The following is a 13,960-nucleotide window of genomic DNA, read 5'->3' as shown; positions in this document are numbered from 1 at the left end:
CCCGATAACCGCGGATCTAAGATCGATACACCGCACGCCGCCCGCTCGCGCCCACAGCCTCCTGTAACCTCTTACTCATGAGTGACACACCAGAGCTGGAGGTCGTAGCTGGGGCGCGACGCGATGCTTTCTCCCCGACTATTCCTGCGCCCCGCATCGGCATAGCCGACCCCGACCTCGACGATGCTGAACATCAGGCGCTTGTGTCCGAGACCCTCGAGGCCACGACACTCGACCTGAAGAAGATCGCGGAGCAGCGTAAGCAGACGTTCTCTGGCACCTACCCCACAGCTGCCGCCATTCTCTACAGCATACTGGCCGTCATCGTCGCGACACTGACGGTGCTGGTGGGGATCTGGTTGTTCCACGTCGGCGTCAACATGGACCTGGGAAACTGAGGGGCACGGTCATGAGCAACAAGAACCAGGCCGGCGGTGGGTGCGCCGCCCTTATCGTCCTCGGGGTCGCCATCGTCATTCTGGCGTGGGCAATCAAGATAGGACTCATCATCCTTGGGGTCGCTCTCGTGCTGGGTGGAGTGCTCGGTGGAGTCTTTTTGATCTTTGTCTTCTGGAACGGAGTCTTTGAACGCCCGGCAGCGCAGGCCGCTCTGGACGACTTCGACAACACGCTGAAGAACCTCTCCACCGAGTCCGCCCGGCGGCTCTCCTCGGCCATCACCGCCTGGGACGACCTGCAGCGTAGCCGTGGTGTCGGCACCGAACTCGAGAAGACCTACTTCGCCGAATCCGTGGACGCCACCACCCGGGAACTGTTCGAGGAGGTCAATTTCCACATGGAGTACGGAGAGGAGCTCCTCAACCCCGCCAACACTCCCCTCGACCGGGACAGTCACATCGATCACCTCCACGAGCAGGATGTCACCACCCTCCACCTGGACACGCTGCGTCGACAGGTGAGCTGACACCCCGCCGGATAATGTCGGTGCAGCCGTCAGTCGCACTTTGCCACCGCCGACAACGAAGCGTCGTCAGGCAGTGCTGGGTTACAGGCTCAGCAGACGCTCCCTGAGCGCCAGCGGGAATCCCTCAGCGGAGCGCAGGACGACCCGGACGTTCGCGCCGTCGACGTCCACGCCCTCTGGTCCGGCGGCACGCTGGTGCCGCAAGTCGCATACGGTCTGTCCTCTCCCCGGACCGTCAGTCGTGTCCACTTCGACCGGAATCCGGGGCGCCAGGACGGGCTCCACCTCCCCCACCGCGATGGCCGCGGCCAACGGATCGTGCAGCGCGCAGCACCGTCGTCCGAAAACACCCTGGTAGAAGTCAGCGTAGTAGTCCAACATTTGTCCGATCGCCGCTGCCACCGGCGTCGAACAGCGCTGCAACTCCTCGATGTCGGCGGTCTCGAAGGTGTTGACCATTGTGGTGTCCAGAGGCACCAGGGTGACCGGCCAGGACGCCGAGAGCACCTCCTGCGCTGCCTCGGGGTCATTGCCGATGTTCGCCTCAGTCAACGGCGCCATGTTGCCCGGCACCATCGCGGCCCCACCCATCACCGTCACCTCGGCGACTCGGTCGACGATGCTGGGATCTCGCCGCAATGCCAGCGCCAGATTCGTCAGCGGCCCGATGGCCAGGATGTGCAGCCGCCCTTCGTACTCACGGGACAGCCGGAGAAGGAGTTCGACAGCATCGACGTCTTCCACGGTCGCCGACGCGGCAGGAAGCGCCGTTCCGCGGGTGCCACCGACACCGTCCTGCCCATGGACGCGTACCGCACCCCCGGCGAAGGAGCCGACCAGTGGATCGCATGCGCCCACCGCGACCGGGATGTCGTCGTGTCCCGTCATGCCGAACAGTCGTCGCGTATTCTCCGCGCCGCTGACTGCACTAACGTTCCCGTGTACCGAGCCGACTCCGACGAGCGTCGCCGCAGGCGTGGCCAACAGGTAGCCGAGGGCGAGCGCGTCGTCGATGCCAGTGTCACAGTCCAGGTAGACCGGGATGCGGGGTTCCGCCGGCACGGTCAGTACAGGCGCGGCGTTCTGATCCATGTCTTTCTTGGCGTCTCCGTATTATCCGGCGCTGGTGGTCGGCTCCGGTGAGCCATCCCCGGAACCTGAAGTGGCCGAGACTTCCGGGATATCGATCAGCACCTTGCCGTTACCGGTGCTGACCAGGACCAGTTGGGCAGCTTCGGGCTGAACCTCGAACGCCCCGTAGAGCAGCTTCTTCTCGCCTTTTTCGATGTGCCCGAAACCCGGCCAGCGATTCGCCCCGTCGTCCGGTTCGTTGCAGAACCTTGTCGCGGACTCCACCGGCTGAGTGTACCCGTCACCGGACAATGCCGTCAGTTTGTCCATGCTGTATGTGTCATCGCCGTGATTCACTACGTCGATGGTGAGTTGGACGATGCGACTGTCCGGAGCTTTCTCCGCAATTCGGGGATTCACCCCGCCGTACTTGCAGGCGTCGTCAACAGAGAAGTCGTGGACGTACGTCTCGATTTCCAGGCCGTCCCATGTCGTTACGGTGAAGCCGTCGCCGACGCCGATGACATCATCCTGCACCTCGGTCTCGTCTTCCTCTGCCACGGGCTCATCAAGGGCACCTGCCGGAATTGCAGGACTGTCCTGCGATGCCATGCTCTCGCCCTCCCCGCCGTCATCGCCGGATCCGATGAGGGTGAAAGCCAGACTCGTCGCCAGTACACCTACCATCAGTGACGAGACGCCGGTCGCCACCAGGTGCGCACCGGTGAAACGTCGTCCCCGAGGCGACGGAGACGGTGCCGCAGTCCGTCCCCAGCCCTCCTGATCGGGTGCGCCACCGGCGGCCGGGTCGGACGGATGGTCAGGGTTTTGCGCAATGGGCACGGGCATCCTTAACGGTGAGGAGGGCTGTCAGGCGAGATGTCGTAGACGGTCGTCGTTAACTTAAGCATATCGTCCAGACATAAGACGCTAAGTTATAGCCCAGGCTTTGCGGGACCTGTCAGATCTGCCGTCATGACATACGGCAGGAGTACAAGCACGTTACGCCGCAGACCGTCTCAGGAACTCTTCTATTCTCGCGCCGAGGTAGAGCGGCATCTCGTACATGGAATAGTGTCCGACGTTGGGAAGGACCTCCAGATCGAGATGAGGGTAGGTCTTCCCAAAACTCGACCGGACGGTTTCAACGGTGACCGCCGGGTCAACAGCTCCCACGAAAGCCTTCACAGGGAGGTCCCGTCTCCCGAGTTGCTCAAGAAAATCAGCGTCGGCCCATGCCCGGAAGTACCCACCGACAGCGGCATCAGCTGAGGTATCCCGGGTCTCCTCCGCCAGTCTCCCGGTAAATTGCGGAGACAGGTTATTGCCTGTCGTAATGTCGATAATCGTCTGCCGTGCACCGATATCGAACTCGGCGGACTCAAAAAGTGCCCGCTGTTCTGGAGGCATCGGAGTCCCCGCCGCGCCGACCGGTGAGATCCCCACCATCGACTCGATGCCTCGGGACGAGTCTGCGAGTACCCGCTGCATAAACACGCCACCCATCGAATGACCAAGCAGTGAAATCCTCGAATGCGGAAGATCCTCAAGCACCCCACAGATGTCCGAAGAGACCTCGACTACGGTGAATTCGCCGGACGTGCCCTGCCGTCGTCCGTAGCCTCTGTAGTCAGGGAATACCCAGGTGAATTCATCGCCGTCCAGGTAGTTCTCCCATGGGCCCCAGGTTCCTGCGTGACCGAACCATCCGTTCAGACACACGACGGCGTGGTCACCTGTTCCACGTCTTCTTGTCTGGTTCACCGGTACTCCACTCCTTCTGCCACCCGGAAACCTGCCTCGGTCTTCATCCGGATCTCATCCACACTCACTCCCGGCGCACGTTCGGTGAGCCTGAGCCCGTCCGGGGTGATGTCGAAACAGGCGAGATCAGTGATGATCCTGTCCACCACCCCCAGCCCGGTCAGCGGTAACGAGCATTCCCGACGGATCTTCGGCATCCCGTCCCGGGTGGTGTGGGTGGTCATCACGACGACCCGTGGTGTACCAGCCACCAGGTCCATCGCCCCGCCCATACCCTTGACCATGTGTCCGGGCACCATCCAGTTGGCGAGGTCACCAGTCTCGGTGACCTCCATCGCTCCGAGGATGGCGACCTTCACGTGCCCACCACGGATCATGGCGAAACTCGTTGCGGAATCGAACACCGATGCACCGGGGATCAAGGTCACGGTCTGCTTGCCGGCATTGATGAGATCGGCGTCCTCCTCCCCTTCCACGGGGAAGGGCCCCATACCGAGGATGCCGTTCTCGCTCTGTAGCGTGACGTGAACCCCCTCGGGTAGGTGGTTGGCGACCAGAGTGGGCATCCCGATTCCAAGGTTGACATAGTCGCCGTCACTGAGTTCGCGGGCGGCGATCGCCGCCATTTGCTCGCGTGTCCAGCTCATGCCGTGGCCTCACTTTCTTCACGGGAACGCACGGTGCGCTTCTCGATCGGTTTCTCCCGGGGCATTGCCTCGATGACCTGCTGAATGAACACGCCCGGCGTCATCACCCTGTCGGGCTGAATCGCGCCCCGTTGCTCAAGGTGCTCGACCTCAGCGAGGGTGACTGCGCCGGAGGCAGCACACAACGGGTTGAAGTTTTGAGCGGTCAACCGGTAGACGAGGTTGCCGTCGACGTCCCCGTGAGCGGCATGGACAAGTGCGAGATCGGCGACGATGCCGCGTTCCTGGACGTAGGTCCGACCGTCAAACTCTGCGGTCGGTTTCCCTTCCGCCACCAGCGTTCCCACGCCAGTGGCGGTGTAGAACGCGGGAATCCCGGCTCCCCCAGCCCGGAGTCGTTCTGCCAGCGTCCCCTGAGGGGTGAACTCGACCTCGAGTTCACCGGACAGGTAAAGCTCGGCGAAACGCTTGTTTTCTCCGACGTAGGACGCGATGACCTTGTCCACCTGGTTGTTCTCCAGGAGAACGCCGAGTCCCTGACCGTCGACTCCCATGTTGTTGGAGACAATGGTGAGGTTTGTCGCCCCGGATTCACGTAGGCCGTCGATCAGGTCGAAAGGGTTGCCGGACAGGCCGAACCCTCCCACAGCGACAGTCATACCGTCGCGGGCGTACCTGGCGACGAGTTCCGCTGCCGTTGCCTCAGTTGTCTTCCGTGCCATCGTCGCAGTCACACCCCTGTCGCAGGACGGATCGTTCCGACGCACTCCCCGAAGTCGACGGTCTGGCCGTCGGCGCCGGGAGCGGTGGCACGCATCGTCACGGTCTGGCCGTCCTGGAGGAAGACCATTTCCGTACCGTCTTGGAGCTTCAGCGGTTCCTTGCCTCCCCAAGACAGCTCCATGAACGATCCACGGCTGTTCTTCTCCGGACCGGAGACCGTACCAGAGCCGAACATGTCACCAGGCCGCAGCGAGCCTCCGTTGATCGTCATGTGAGCGAGCATCTGCGGCGCGGTCCAGTACATCCGTCGGTACTCCGGGCGCGACACGACCTCGCCGTCGACCTCAACCTCGAGATGGATGTCCAGGCCCCAGGGCCCGCCGGCGTCCGTACCGTCCTTCAGGTAGTCGGCGAGCTCGAACTCACGTTCCGGAGTGTCGACACGGGCGTCCTCCAGCGCGGCGAAAGGCACGACCCAGGTCCCCACTGAGGAGGCGAAGGATTTGCCCAGGTTCGGCCCCAGCGGAACATACTCGAAATTCTGGATGTCGCGGGCCGACCAGTCATTGAAGAGGAAGACACCGAAGATATAGTCGGCTGCGTCTGCGACCGAGACCTCGGTACGGGCAGGAGCTCCGGCGCAGACGAAGCCCATTTCCGCCTCGATGTCGAGGCGCTCCGACGGACCGAAATCAGGTGCGCTGTCGGGCACGGGGCGTAGCCCCTTAGGCCGGACGACGTCCGTGCCGGAGATGACCACGGTGCCGGAGCGGCCATGGTAGCCGACGGGAAGGTGCTTCCAGTTGGGCTTCAGTGCCGCCTCATTGGGCCGGAACATCTTGCCGATGTTGGTGGCGTGGTCCTCACTGGCGTAGTAGTCCACATAGTCGGCCGGGGTGAACGCCAGGTTGTAACTCACGTGGGAGACGTCGACACTCGACGCCTCCACGGCGGTGTCGCTGCCCTCGGCGGACATCATCTCGATGAGCCACACCCGGAGCGGACGCCACACGTCAGGGCCGCCGGAGAGGACACCGTCTAGATTCGGGGCGGTCACCGCCTGCACCACCTCGAGGCCCAGTCCACCGACGGCCTCGGCGAGCGCGGCGATGTCAATGACGCGGTCCCCCAGGCGTGTCGCAAGGTACGTCCGTCCGTCAACGGTGACCGAGGCGTACGGGAGATTCGCCGTACCGAAACCATCGGTGGCGAACTTCTCTGCTGCAGTTGTCATGGGTTGCGGTCCTTTCAGCGGAAATTTCTTGGTTCAATTGCGGGAGGATGCCGGCTCAGCGAGGCCGGCGAGGGCATCGTCATCGACACCGCCGAGTTCATTGAGCGTGGTCAGAGGTTCGAGGACGCTGCAGGCACCGAAACTGACAAAGCTCGACCGCCAGTCGTCGTCGGCCTGCACCACGCTGAGAAGATCCGGTCCGTCGTCGCTGCCGAGCAGGACCTCGGCACGGTCCGACTCCCCCGCACGCAGGGCGACCACGGCGGCGGCGATGTTCAGGAAACCGAAATGATCGAGCACCTCGCCGTCCCCCTGCTCGGAGTACCGCAGCGCGCGGTGAAGTCCGGCAGTGAGCTTGAATCGTAGGTTTGCGTCGACGGCGGTGTGCAGGACAGCGAGGAGTTCGGCCGAGCTAGGGTACAGCGACCGGCTGACGCCACCGGTCCGGAACTTCAGGCCGAGTCCGTTGTCCCGCATCCACCCCAGCCGGTCACTGTCGACCAGGGTGAACGGCAACTCGATCCAGACCGCAAGACCGTCACGGTCGGCGGCGAAAGCGGATGCGGCGGCGAGCTGCTCGTCCAGCGTGGTGTCGCCGTCGGAGTCCACCTTGAGTTCCACGGCGGCGACGCGGGTCGTGCGGGGCATGGTGTCCAGAAGTGCGGTGACGTCGCCGAGCCGCCCCGCGGGCACAACGACCGACACGTCGAAGGGCACGCCATCGGCAAGCCGCGACGCTTCAGCAACGTCTTTCAGAGGCAGGACGAGCGGTCCCGTGAAACGGGCCGCCGACAACCCCTGGTTCTCCAGGTGCTTGGCGACCGCGTCCGGCAGGGATGCCAGTCCCGGCGGGAAGACGGCAGCATCGTCAATGAAGGTCTCGAACACTCCCATCACTCCCCGAGCCAACGTCCGCCGGTCCACGAAGACCTGTAGGACAGATCATTTACTTCGAGTCCTGCCTCTCCAAGCTGGAGGGGCTGGAAGGTGTCGACCATGACAGCGAGTTCGTCGAAGTACTCCTTGCCGATGGACGCCTCAGCAGCCCCAGGCTGGGGTCCATGCGGGTGCCCACCGGGGTGCAGCGAAATCGACCCTTTGTTGATCCCGGACCCTTTCCGGGCCTCGTAATCGCCGTCCACGTAGAACATGACCTCATCAGAGTCAACGTTGGAGTGGTAGTACGGCACCGGGATAGCGTTCTCGGCGTAGTCGACCTTACGCGGAACGAAGTTGCACACCACGAAGTTGTGCCCCTCGAACACCTGGTGGGAGGGAGGCGGCTGGTGGACCTTACCCGTCAACGGCATGTAATCATTGATGTTGAACACCCAAGGGTAGAGGCATCCATCCCACCCTATGACGTCGAAGGGATGCGTCGGCAGAACGTGAATCGACCCGCTGATCCCGGACGGGCCGCCACCGCGGTGCTTGATGTAAAGCTCGACATCTGTTTCAGATCCGTCGGCTAACTGGAGCTCCTGCGGACCACGAAGATCCCGCTCACAGTACGGCGAATGCTCGAGAAGCTGGCCGTGCCGGGAGAGATAGCGCCGGGGCGGGCCGATGTGGCTGTTCGCTTCGATAAAGTACAGACGCGCATCCTCACCGTCACGCAGCACCCAGCGGTGGATCGTGGCACGGGGGATGTTGATGTAGTCGCCTTCGGCAACCTCCAGCGGCCCGAACTGGGTCTCCACCAGGGCGGAGCCACGTTCGACGTAGACGAGTTCATCCCCCAGGCCGCTCTTGTACAGCGGCGAGGTGGTGTTGACGTGGGCGTAACTCAGTCGGACATCGGAGTTGCCCAGCACGAGCCGCCGACCGCGGACCGCGTCCACCCCGGTTCCGTTGGCTGCACCGTCAAGGTCGTGCAACTTCAGATGCAACGGGGCCAACGGGTCATTGGGGGTCAAGGTGTGGTCAGGGAGATCCCAGGTACGCGCATCAACCATCGCCGAGGGGATACCGGTGTGGTAGAGCAACGACGAGTCGGAGGAGAACCCCTCTTCCCCCATGAGTTCCTCGTAGACCAGGTCGCCCTTGTCGTTCCGCAGTGCGGTGTGCCGGTGCTTCGGGAGACTCCCGAGCTGTCGGTAGTAAGCCATGTTGTCCTCCTTAGGAAATGACTGCGACAGCAAACGTACACCATATTGGTTAACTTGTGAAGTACTTTCGACGAGAGGTGCGCGCCGACCGCAGATCGATCACCCGTTACCGGAGCCACGGCTGGCAATTCACCGAAGGTAGCGCACCGAGGTCGCGATACTGTGGTGACCATGGTCGACCACGACAACGACAGGTCACGAGACAACACTTCCGACGCAGCGCACCAGACACACCCGACCGAGCCGACGGCAGCAACCGCCCGGCCCCGGTACGACGGTGGACTGGACTACTGGAACTTCGTCGAGCACGTCCGTAGCCGGCTCGCGAACGAATCACCCAACTCAGACCACGCTGCGACAGCGGTGATCCTCGCCCTAGTCCGGGGGGCCACGACCTTCAGCAACACCATGGAGTCGACGATCCATCGCCCAGCAGGACGCAGTTGGGCCGGTTACCAGCTTCTTTACACCCTGTGGCTGGCGGGCGACATGTACCCTTCCGAAGCCGCGACCCTCACCGGGACCAGCCGGGCCGCAGTGTCCGGCCTGACCGCGAAGATGACTGAAGAGGGACTCCTCACGAAGATCCCAGCACCCGAGGATGGGCGAAGTCACCTACTCCACCTCACCGAGCGCGGTGTCAAGGAGGCTCGTACCCTTTACGAGCGGCAGAACATCCAGGAGACCCGGTGGGCAGACGCCCTGACCCGGGAAGAGCGGTCGATCCTGCTGATCCTCATGGACAAACTGCTTAGCGGCACAGCGGCGAGCGAGGCACGCCAGCGCCGCTGACACGACCGACGGCATGACAAGCCCTGGACGGAGCCGTCAACACATGTCGAGAAACTAGTTCACATATTGACTTGTTTCTGTGATGTGAATAACATCCGGCACTACGTTCCCCGCCCAACCTTCGGGTGAGGGCCCCGCCTCCTCCCCTGCAGAAGGGACCCCCATGGTTCTTGCATCAATCGGCGTCATTCTGGCGTTGCTCGTCCTCATCGTGTTGGCCTACCGTGGCCACTCCGTCATCGTCGCCGCACCGATCGCGGCCTTGATCGGAGTGCTGTTCTCCGGTGCTCCACTGATGGCGTCCTACACACAGATCTTCATGCCAGCAGCTGGCAACTTCATCGTCAACTTCTTTCCGCTTTTCCTCGTCGGGGCGATTTTCGGAACACTGATGTCGGCATCGGGATACGCCGACCATCTGGCACAGTGGATCTCAAGGTTGGTCGGTGCGAAAAAGGCGATTCTGGCCACCGCGATAGCCACGGCGCTGCTCACCTACGGCGGAATCTCGGCCTGGGTCATCGCATTCACGATTGTCCCGGTCGCCAACTCCTTGTTCCGGGAAGCAAACATTCCCCGTCGGCTGATGCCGGCCGCGATCGCGCTCGGTATCTTCACCTTCGCTACTGCAGCCCTCCCCGGCAGCCCCCAGATCCACAATGCGATCCCAACGAGATATTTCGGGACGACGACCTATGCTGCACCCGTATTCGGCATCATCGGTGCCATCGTCACCTTCGCTCTTGGAATGGCTTGGCTGGAATACCGCACCCGCAAGCTTGTCACTGCCGGGGAGGTCTACGAAGAACCCAGCTACCAGGGCGCGACGACAACGACGACCATTACGACCGCGAGGACGTCCACCGAATCCACATCCCGGTGGCCGGACCGGACGACGACGTTGCTCGGCCTCCGTGGACTCCTTCCGATCCTCATCGTCGTCGGAATGAATCTTCTGTTCGTCTATGTGCTGTCGAAGAAGATGGACTTCGCTTACCTGTCCGAGGACAAGTTCGGTAACACCGACATCGGTGCGGTCATGGGCACCTGGTCCGTCGTCATCGCGATGGCCACTGCCATCCTGGTGATCTTCCTGATGAAACCCGGCATGTTCTCCACCTATGTCAAAGGTCTTTCCGACGGCGCGAAGAATGCTGTCGTTCCTGCCTTCACCACTGCGTCGGAGGTAGGTTTCGGTGCAGTCATCGCCTCGCTGGCGGTTTTCGCGGCGCTGCAGAACAGCATCTTCGATGTCAGCAACAACCCGGTCGTGATCGGCGCTGTCGCCACTGCCGTGATCTCAGGGTTGACCGGTTCATCGTCCGGCGGTCTCACCATTACTCTCGAGACATTCGGCGACCAGCTGGCGCAAATGGCGACCGACCAAGGCATCAGTCTGGAGCTCCTCCATCGGGTAATCGCCATGGCCTCGGTTAGTTTCGACTCTCTCCCCCACAATGGGGCCATCGTGACCCTACTTCTGGTCTGCGGGCTCACTCACCGTCAGTCCTACAAGGATGTCGGCATGGTCACCATCGTTCCCCCGCTGATTGGCGTTCTTGTGGTGATGGGGCTCGGTGCAGTGTTCCCCACGATCTGACCCCGACTCCGATCAGCGAGATCCTCCCACTGCCACGTCAGGCCCGCCCGGTTCACCCGTGTGGGTTTCTCGTCGTTTCCGCCGCTAGAATCACCCCTATGCCCCGAGAGAGTTTCACCACCGGCCCCGAGTACTGGACTTTCATGGACCGGGCGCGGGAGAAGCTCGACGAACGCGATATGCCGTCAACCCGGATGCTCCTCGCGCTCAACCGCTCCTCAGAGGTCGTCAAGAACACCCTGGAATCCCAGGTGCACAAGAAATACGGATTGACGTGGCAGGGATTCAAGTTTCTGTTCGTACTCTGGGTGACCGGTGAACTCGAACCGCACCGTACTGCGGAACTGACCTACCTCCGGCGCGCTACGGTGTCCTCGTTGGCGAATGCATTAGAGGAGAGGTTGCTCATCACAAAACGCCCGTCGGATTCCGACGGACGTTCGGTGATACTCGCTATCACGGGGGCAGGTGCGGAACTCATCGAAAACGTGCTCCGGGAACAACAGGATAAACTGTCGCAGTGGGCGTCACCGCTGACGGCCACCGAACAGCAGATCCTCGTCCTGCTTCTAGAGAAACTCCTGTCCGGACAGCGCTGACGCCACGATCTCGTCGTCACAGGTCAAGGGTCAGCGGCTTCCCCGCACATGACCGTGACACACACGGCATGATGACCGCACCCGACTGCTTCTCCCGCACCGAGAGAACGTCATCACGGTGGTCGATGTCGTCCGGAGTTTCTCCCGTAACCCCCAGAACGCATGTCCCACAGAGTCCTTCACGACAGTCTGCGTCGACATCGAAACCCGATGTCTCGAGTACCTCAAGAAGTGTTTGTTCCTTCGGCACTGTCAGCACCTTGGCGGTGGAGTTGATCGTGACCTCGAACGGTTCGTTCAGAGAGACGTCCACCGAGGAGGTTGACTGGAAGGACTCGCGTGTCACGGACCCCTCAGGCCACGAGCTGAAGGCTTCCAGGACTGCACTGGTCAGACGTTCTGGACCACAGGTGCACACCTGTGTTCCCTCCCGATATTCTTCCACGATCCCGGGGAGGTTCAGCCTGCTTCCTTCATCGGAAACGTGGAGAATGAGATGCTCCCCGTGGTCGGTGCGGAGTCGGTCGAGGTAAGCAAGCTTCTCCCTGGTCGGTCCACAGTAGTGGATGGTGTAGTCGATCCCCCGGGACTTCGCATCATCGGCGAGCGCAAGAATCGGGGTGATACCGATACCACCGGCAATTAGAATCCGGCGGTCCACGTCAACGTCGACCACAAAGTTCTGTCGTGGGCCACGGATACGAACAGTCGCCCCTTCTGCGACATTCTCGTGGATCCATCGCGAGCCACCACGCCCATCCGGTTCGAGGGCGACCGCTATCTCCCAGGCTTCGGAGGAACTCCCACACAACGAATAGCGCCGGCTGACATCTCCGGCATCGATCTCGACATGGGCCCCAGGTTGCCAGCTGGGAAGCGTGCCGCCGTCTGGGACCAGGCTTATGCCGACGATGTGCGCGGTGAGCTGCCGTACCTCCTTGACGAACATGGTCCGGGTCCGCAGCTCCTTGCTAGGCCCGTTGAAGACAATGTCCGGCAACTCCGGAGTTGCCCCCGTCGTGTCCTTCTTCCCGGTGTCCGCGTCCCATTGGACCCACAGGTGCTCAGGCCCGCGGAAGGAGGTATTCGGAACAAACTCAAACTCCTGATCCACCAATCTCATGGAAGGGAATCTTCTGGTAAGTTCCTGGAGAATCACCTGAAGCTCCAGGCGGGCCAGATTCTTCCCGAGACACTGATGACTGCCGAAACCGAACGTGAGATGATCAGTGGAGTTGTCCCGGTAGAGGTCGATGGTATCCGGGTCGCTGAAATGCCGGGGGTCACGATTTGCCGCTGCTGAGACGATGAGCAACCGCTCCCCCTCATCCAGCCTCTGCCCGCCCAACACTGTTGGTTTCGTGGTGATTCTTCTCCAGGCAGCAACACCGCCACTGAGTCGGAGGCATTCCTCAATCGCATTGGGAATCAACTCTGGTTTCCGGACGAGCTCGTCCCACACCGAGCGATTCTCCAGCAGAAGCTTGATGGCGTTGGACGCAGAGTGAGCGGTAGTCTCGTGGGCCGCGACGATACCCGCCATCATGATGGAGTGAAGATAAGAGTCCGTCACGACCTCGGGTTGTTCGTTCTGAGCCCGGATACTGTACGGCATCCACCCTGGTGCTTCGGGAGTCTCCCGTAGTTCGGCCAGGATGTCACCGGCAAGATTCCAGAAGTTTCCGACGCTCTCGGCGATGTCCTTCTGCTGCTCTGGACTCGGCCGTCCCCAGGTATTCACCGTGTGTGCCACGGAGTACCGACGCAACATGTCCATGTCATGTTCCGGCACCCCAAGGAAGTGGAAGGCCACGGTCAGCGGGACCTCCCACAGAAGATTGTTGACCAGGTCGGCACGTCCCTTGTCGGCGAACCTGTCAATGTAATCAGTGACAAGTTCGCGGACCATCGCCTCCTCGCCCTTGAGATGGGCGACGTCGAAAGGCCCAGCCAAGGCCCGACGTCGTGCAGTGTGCGCTGGTTCGTCCTCGTTCACCAGTGTCCGACGCATCCCGTAGCCTTTAGCTTCCAGGATCGCCTGCGCCTCGGGAGTGGCCGGGGTCAGCTTCTCCAGTGCGACGGACGCTGAGTAGGTGGATTGGTCACGGAAAACCTCCTGCACATCTTCGAACCGGGTGACCACCCAGTACCCGAGCTTCTCCGAGTAGAAGATCGGTTCGTTCTCTCTGGCCCACGCGCACGCTTCGCCGGGGTTCAGCTGGTAGTCCATCTCGAAGGGGTCAAAGTCCTTCGACGCGGAGCCCGAGTGGTACGGGCACTTCGAGATATCAGGGTTGGGCTGGGCTGTGGTGTCGTGGGTGCCTGTTGCACTCGGAACCATGACGCGGATCTCCTCTCATCGTTACCCCGGGGCACCGACGCCTCTAGCCGGGTCTTCACGAGGTAAGAGTAAGGGTAATCCAGATCACACAATATAGTCAACATCTGTACTATATTTTCCAGGATCGAGCAGCTTGTAAGCCCATATCCCCCCGCA

General features: G+C 61.9%; 14 protein-coding genes. 5 read left to right on the top strand and 9 right to left on the bottom strand.

Annotation, left to right across the window (positions count from 1 at the left end; genetic code table 11):
• Positions 1 to 77 precede the first annotated feature (77 nt).
• A complete protein-coding gene (locus FS507_RS06070; RefSeq protein ID WP_145941907.1) occupies positions 78 to 398 on the top strand; it encodes a hypothetical protein in 321 nt (106 codons plus the stop codon).
• 11 nt (positions 399 to 409) lie between these two features.
• Positions 410 to 925 (top strand): hypothetical protein, encoded by a 516-nt coding sequence (locus tag FS507_RS06065; RefSeq protein WP_145941906.1) that lies wholly within the window; start codon positions 410 to 412, stop codon positions 923 to 925.
• A gap of 81 nt (positions 926 to 1,006) precedes the next feature.
• Here the strand turns inward: FS507_RS06065 and FS507_RS06060 are convergent, their stop codons facing one another.
• The 8 genes from FS507_RS06060 to FS507_RS06025 form a co-directional block, all read right to left on the bottom strand.
• The gene (locus FS507_RS06060; protein ID WP_145941905.1) at positions 1,007 to 2,017 is read right to left on the bottom strand and encodes a nucleoside hydrolase; all 1,011 of its coding nucleotides are present in this window, start codon (positions 2,015 to 2,017) and stop codon (positions 1,007 to 1,009) included.
• Between the two features lie 21 nt (positions 2,018 to 2,038).
• Positions 2,039 to 2,839: a hypothetical protein gene (locus FS507_RS06055; RefSeq protein ID WP_145941904.1), complete on the bottom strand. Its 801-nt coding sequence runs from the start codon at positions 2,837 to 2,839 to the stop codon at positions 2,039 to 2,041.
• Between the two features lie 159 nt (positions 2,840 to 2,998).
• Positions 2,999 to 3,760, bottom strand: a complete 762-nt coding sequence (locus FS507_RS06050; RefSeq protein WP_145941903.1) for an alpha/beta fold hydrolase — start codon at positions 3,758 to 3,760, stop codon at positions 2,999 to 3,001.
• The gene (locus FS507_RS06045) at positions 3,757 to 4,407 is read right to left on the bottom strand and encodes a CoA transferase subunit B (RefSeq protein WP_145941902.1); all 651 of its coding nucleotides are present in this window, start codon (positions 4,405 to 4,407) and stop codon (positions 3,757 to 3,759) included. Before FS507_RS06045 ends, FS507_RS06050 begins: the two co-directional genes overlap by 4 nt.
• Entirely contained in the window at positions 4,404 to 5,129 is a 726-nt protein-coding gene (locus tag FS507_RS06040; RefSeq protein ID WP_145941901.1) for a CoA transferase subunit A, read from the bottom strand. The genes FS507_RS06045 and FS507_RS06040 overlap by 4 nt, the downstream gene beginning before the upstream one ends.
• 8 nt (positions 5,130 to 5,137) lie before the next feature.
• Positions 5,138 to 6,364, bottom strand: a complete 1,227-nt coding sequence (locus tag FS507_RS06035; protein WP_145941900.1) for a fumarylacetoacetate hydrolase family protein — start codon at positions 6,362 to 6,364, stop codon at positions 5,138 to 5,140.
• Positions 6,365 to 6,397: 33 nt separating this feature from the next.
• Complete coding sequence (locus FS507_RS06030; RefSeq protein ID WP_145941899.1) at positions 6,398 to 7,252, bottom strand: hypothetical protein; 855 nt, start codon at positions 7,250 to 7,252, stop codon at positions 6,398 to 6,400.
• Between the two features lie 5 nt (positions 7,253 to 7,257).
• The gene (locus FS507_RS06025) at positions 7,258 to 8,472 is read right to left on the bottom strand and encodes a homogentisate 1,2-dioxygenase (RefSeq protein ID WP_145941898.1); all 1,215 of its coding nucleotides are present in this window, start codon (positions 8,470 to 8,472) and stop codon (positions 7,258 to 7,260) included.
• Positions 8,473 to 8,643: 171 nt separating this feature from the next.
• Between FS507_RS06025 and FS507_RS06020 the strand changes: the two genes are divergently transcribed.
• The 3 genes from FS507_RS06020 to FS507_RS06010 all read left to right on the top strand — a co-directional run bounded on the left by FS507_RS06020 (position 8,644) and on the right by FS507_RS06010 (position 11,463).
• Positions 8,644 to 9,264: a MarR family winged helix-turn-helix transcriptional regulator gene (locus FS507_RS06020; protein WP_145941897.1), complete on the top strand. Its 621-nt coding sequence runs from the start codon at positions 8,644 to 8,646 to the stop codon at positions 9,262 to 9,264.
• 163 nt (positions 9,265 to 9,427) lie between these two features.
• The gene (locus FS507_RS06015) at positions 9,428 to 10,864 is read left to right on the top strand and encodes a GntP family permease (RefSeq protein ID WP_145941896.1); all 1,437 of its coding nucleotides are present in this window, start codon (positions 9,428 to 9,430) and stop codon (positions 10,862 to 10,864) included.
• Positions 10,865 to 10,962: 98 nt separating this feature from the next.
• Positions 10,963 to 11,463 carry a MarR family winged helix-turn-helix transcriptional regulator gene (locus FS507_RS06010; protein ID WP_145941895.1) on the top strand — a complete coding sequence of 167 codons (501 nt, stop codon included), beginning with the start codon at positions 10,963 to 10,965 and terminating at the stop codon, positions 11,461 to 11,463.
• 16 nt (positions 11,464 to 11,479) lie between these two features.
• On the opposite strand, the gene FS507_RS06005 is transcribed toward FS507_RS06010, so the two are convergent.
• Positions 11,480 to 13,804, bottom strand: coding sequence for a cytochrome P450/oxidoreductase (locus FS507_RS06005; protein WP_145941894.1), 2,325 nt, complete (start codon positions 13,802 to 13,804; stop codon positions 11,480 to 11,482).
• Positions 13,805 to 13,960 lie beyond the last annotated feature (156 nt).

This window comes from Corynebacterium glyciniphilum AJ 3170 (assembly GCF_007673095.1).
Classification (GTDB): Bacteria; Actinomycetota; Actinomycetes; order Mycobacteriales; family Mycobacteriaceae; genus Corynebacterium.
This window is presented reverse-complemented; position numbering and strand designations above follow the sequence as displayed.

Excerpts from the sequence above, each read along its gene's own strand:
- FS507_RS06070 (WP_145941907.1), top strand. The coding sequence starts at position 78 with ATGAGTGACACACCAGAGCTGGAGGTCGTAGCTGGGGCGCGACGCGAT.
- FS507_RS06065 (WP_145941906.1), top strand. The coding sequence starts at position 410 with ATGAGCAACAAGAACCAGGCCGGCGGTGGGTGCGCCGCCCTTATCGTC.
- FS507_RS06060 (WP_145941905.1), bottom strand. The coding sequence starts at position 2,017 with ATGGATCAGAACGCCGCGCCTGTACTGACCGTGCCGGCGGAACCCCGC.
- FS507_RS06045 (WP_145941902.1), bottom strand. The coding sequence starts at position 4,407 with ATGAGCTGGACACGCGAGCAAATGGCGGCGATCGCCGCCCGCGAACTC.
- FS507_RS06040 (WP_145941901.1), bottom strand. The coding sequence starts at position 5,129 with ATGGCACGGAAGACAACTGAGGCAACGGCAGCGGAACTCGTCGCCAGG.
- FS507_RS06035 (WP_145941900.1), bottom strand. The coding sequence starts at position 6,364 with ATGACAACTGCAGCAGAGAAGTTCGCCACCGATGGTTTCGGTACGGCG.
- FS507_RS06025 (WP_145941898.1), bottom strand. The coding sequence starts at position 8,472 with ATGGCTTACTACCGACAGCTCGGGAGTCTCCCGAAGCACCGGCACACC.
- FS507_RS06020 (WP_145941897.1), top strand. The coding sequence starts at position 8,644 with ATGGTCGACCACGACAACGACAGGTCACGAGACAACACTTCCGACGCA.
- FS507_RS06015 (WP_145941896.1), top strand. The coding sequence starts at position 9,428 with ATGGTTCTTGCATCAATCGGCGTCATTCTGGCGTTGCTCGTCCTCATC.
- FS507_RS06010 (WP_145941895.1), top strand. The coding sequence starts at position 10,963 with ATGCCCCGAGAGAGTTTCACCACCGGCCCCGAGTACTGGACTTTCATG.
- FS507_RS06005 (WP_145941894.1), bottom strand. The coding sequence starts at position 13,804 with ATGGTTCCGAGTGCAACAGGCACCCACGACACCACAGCCCAGCCCAAC.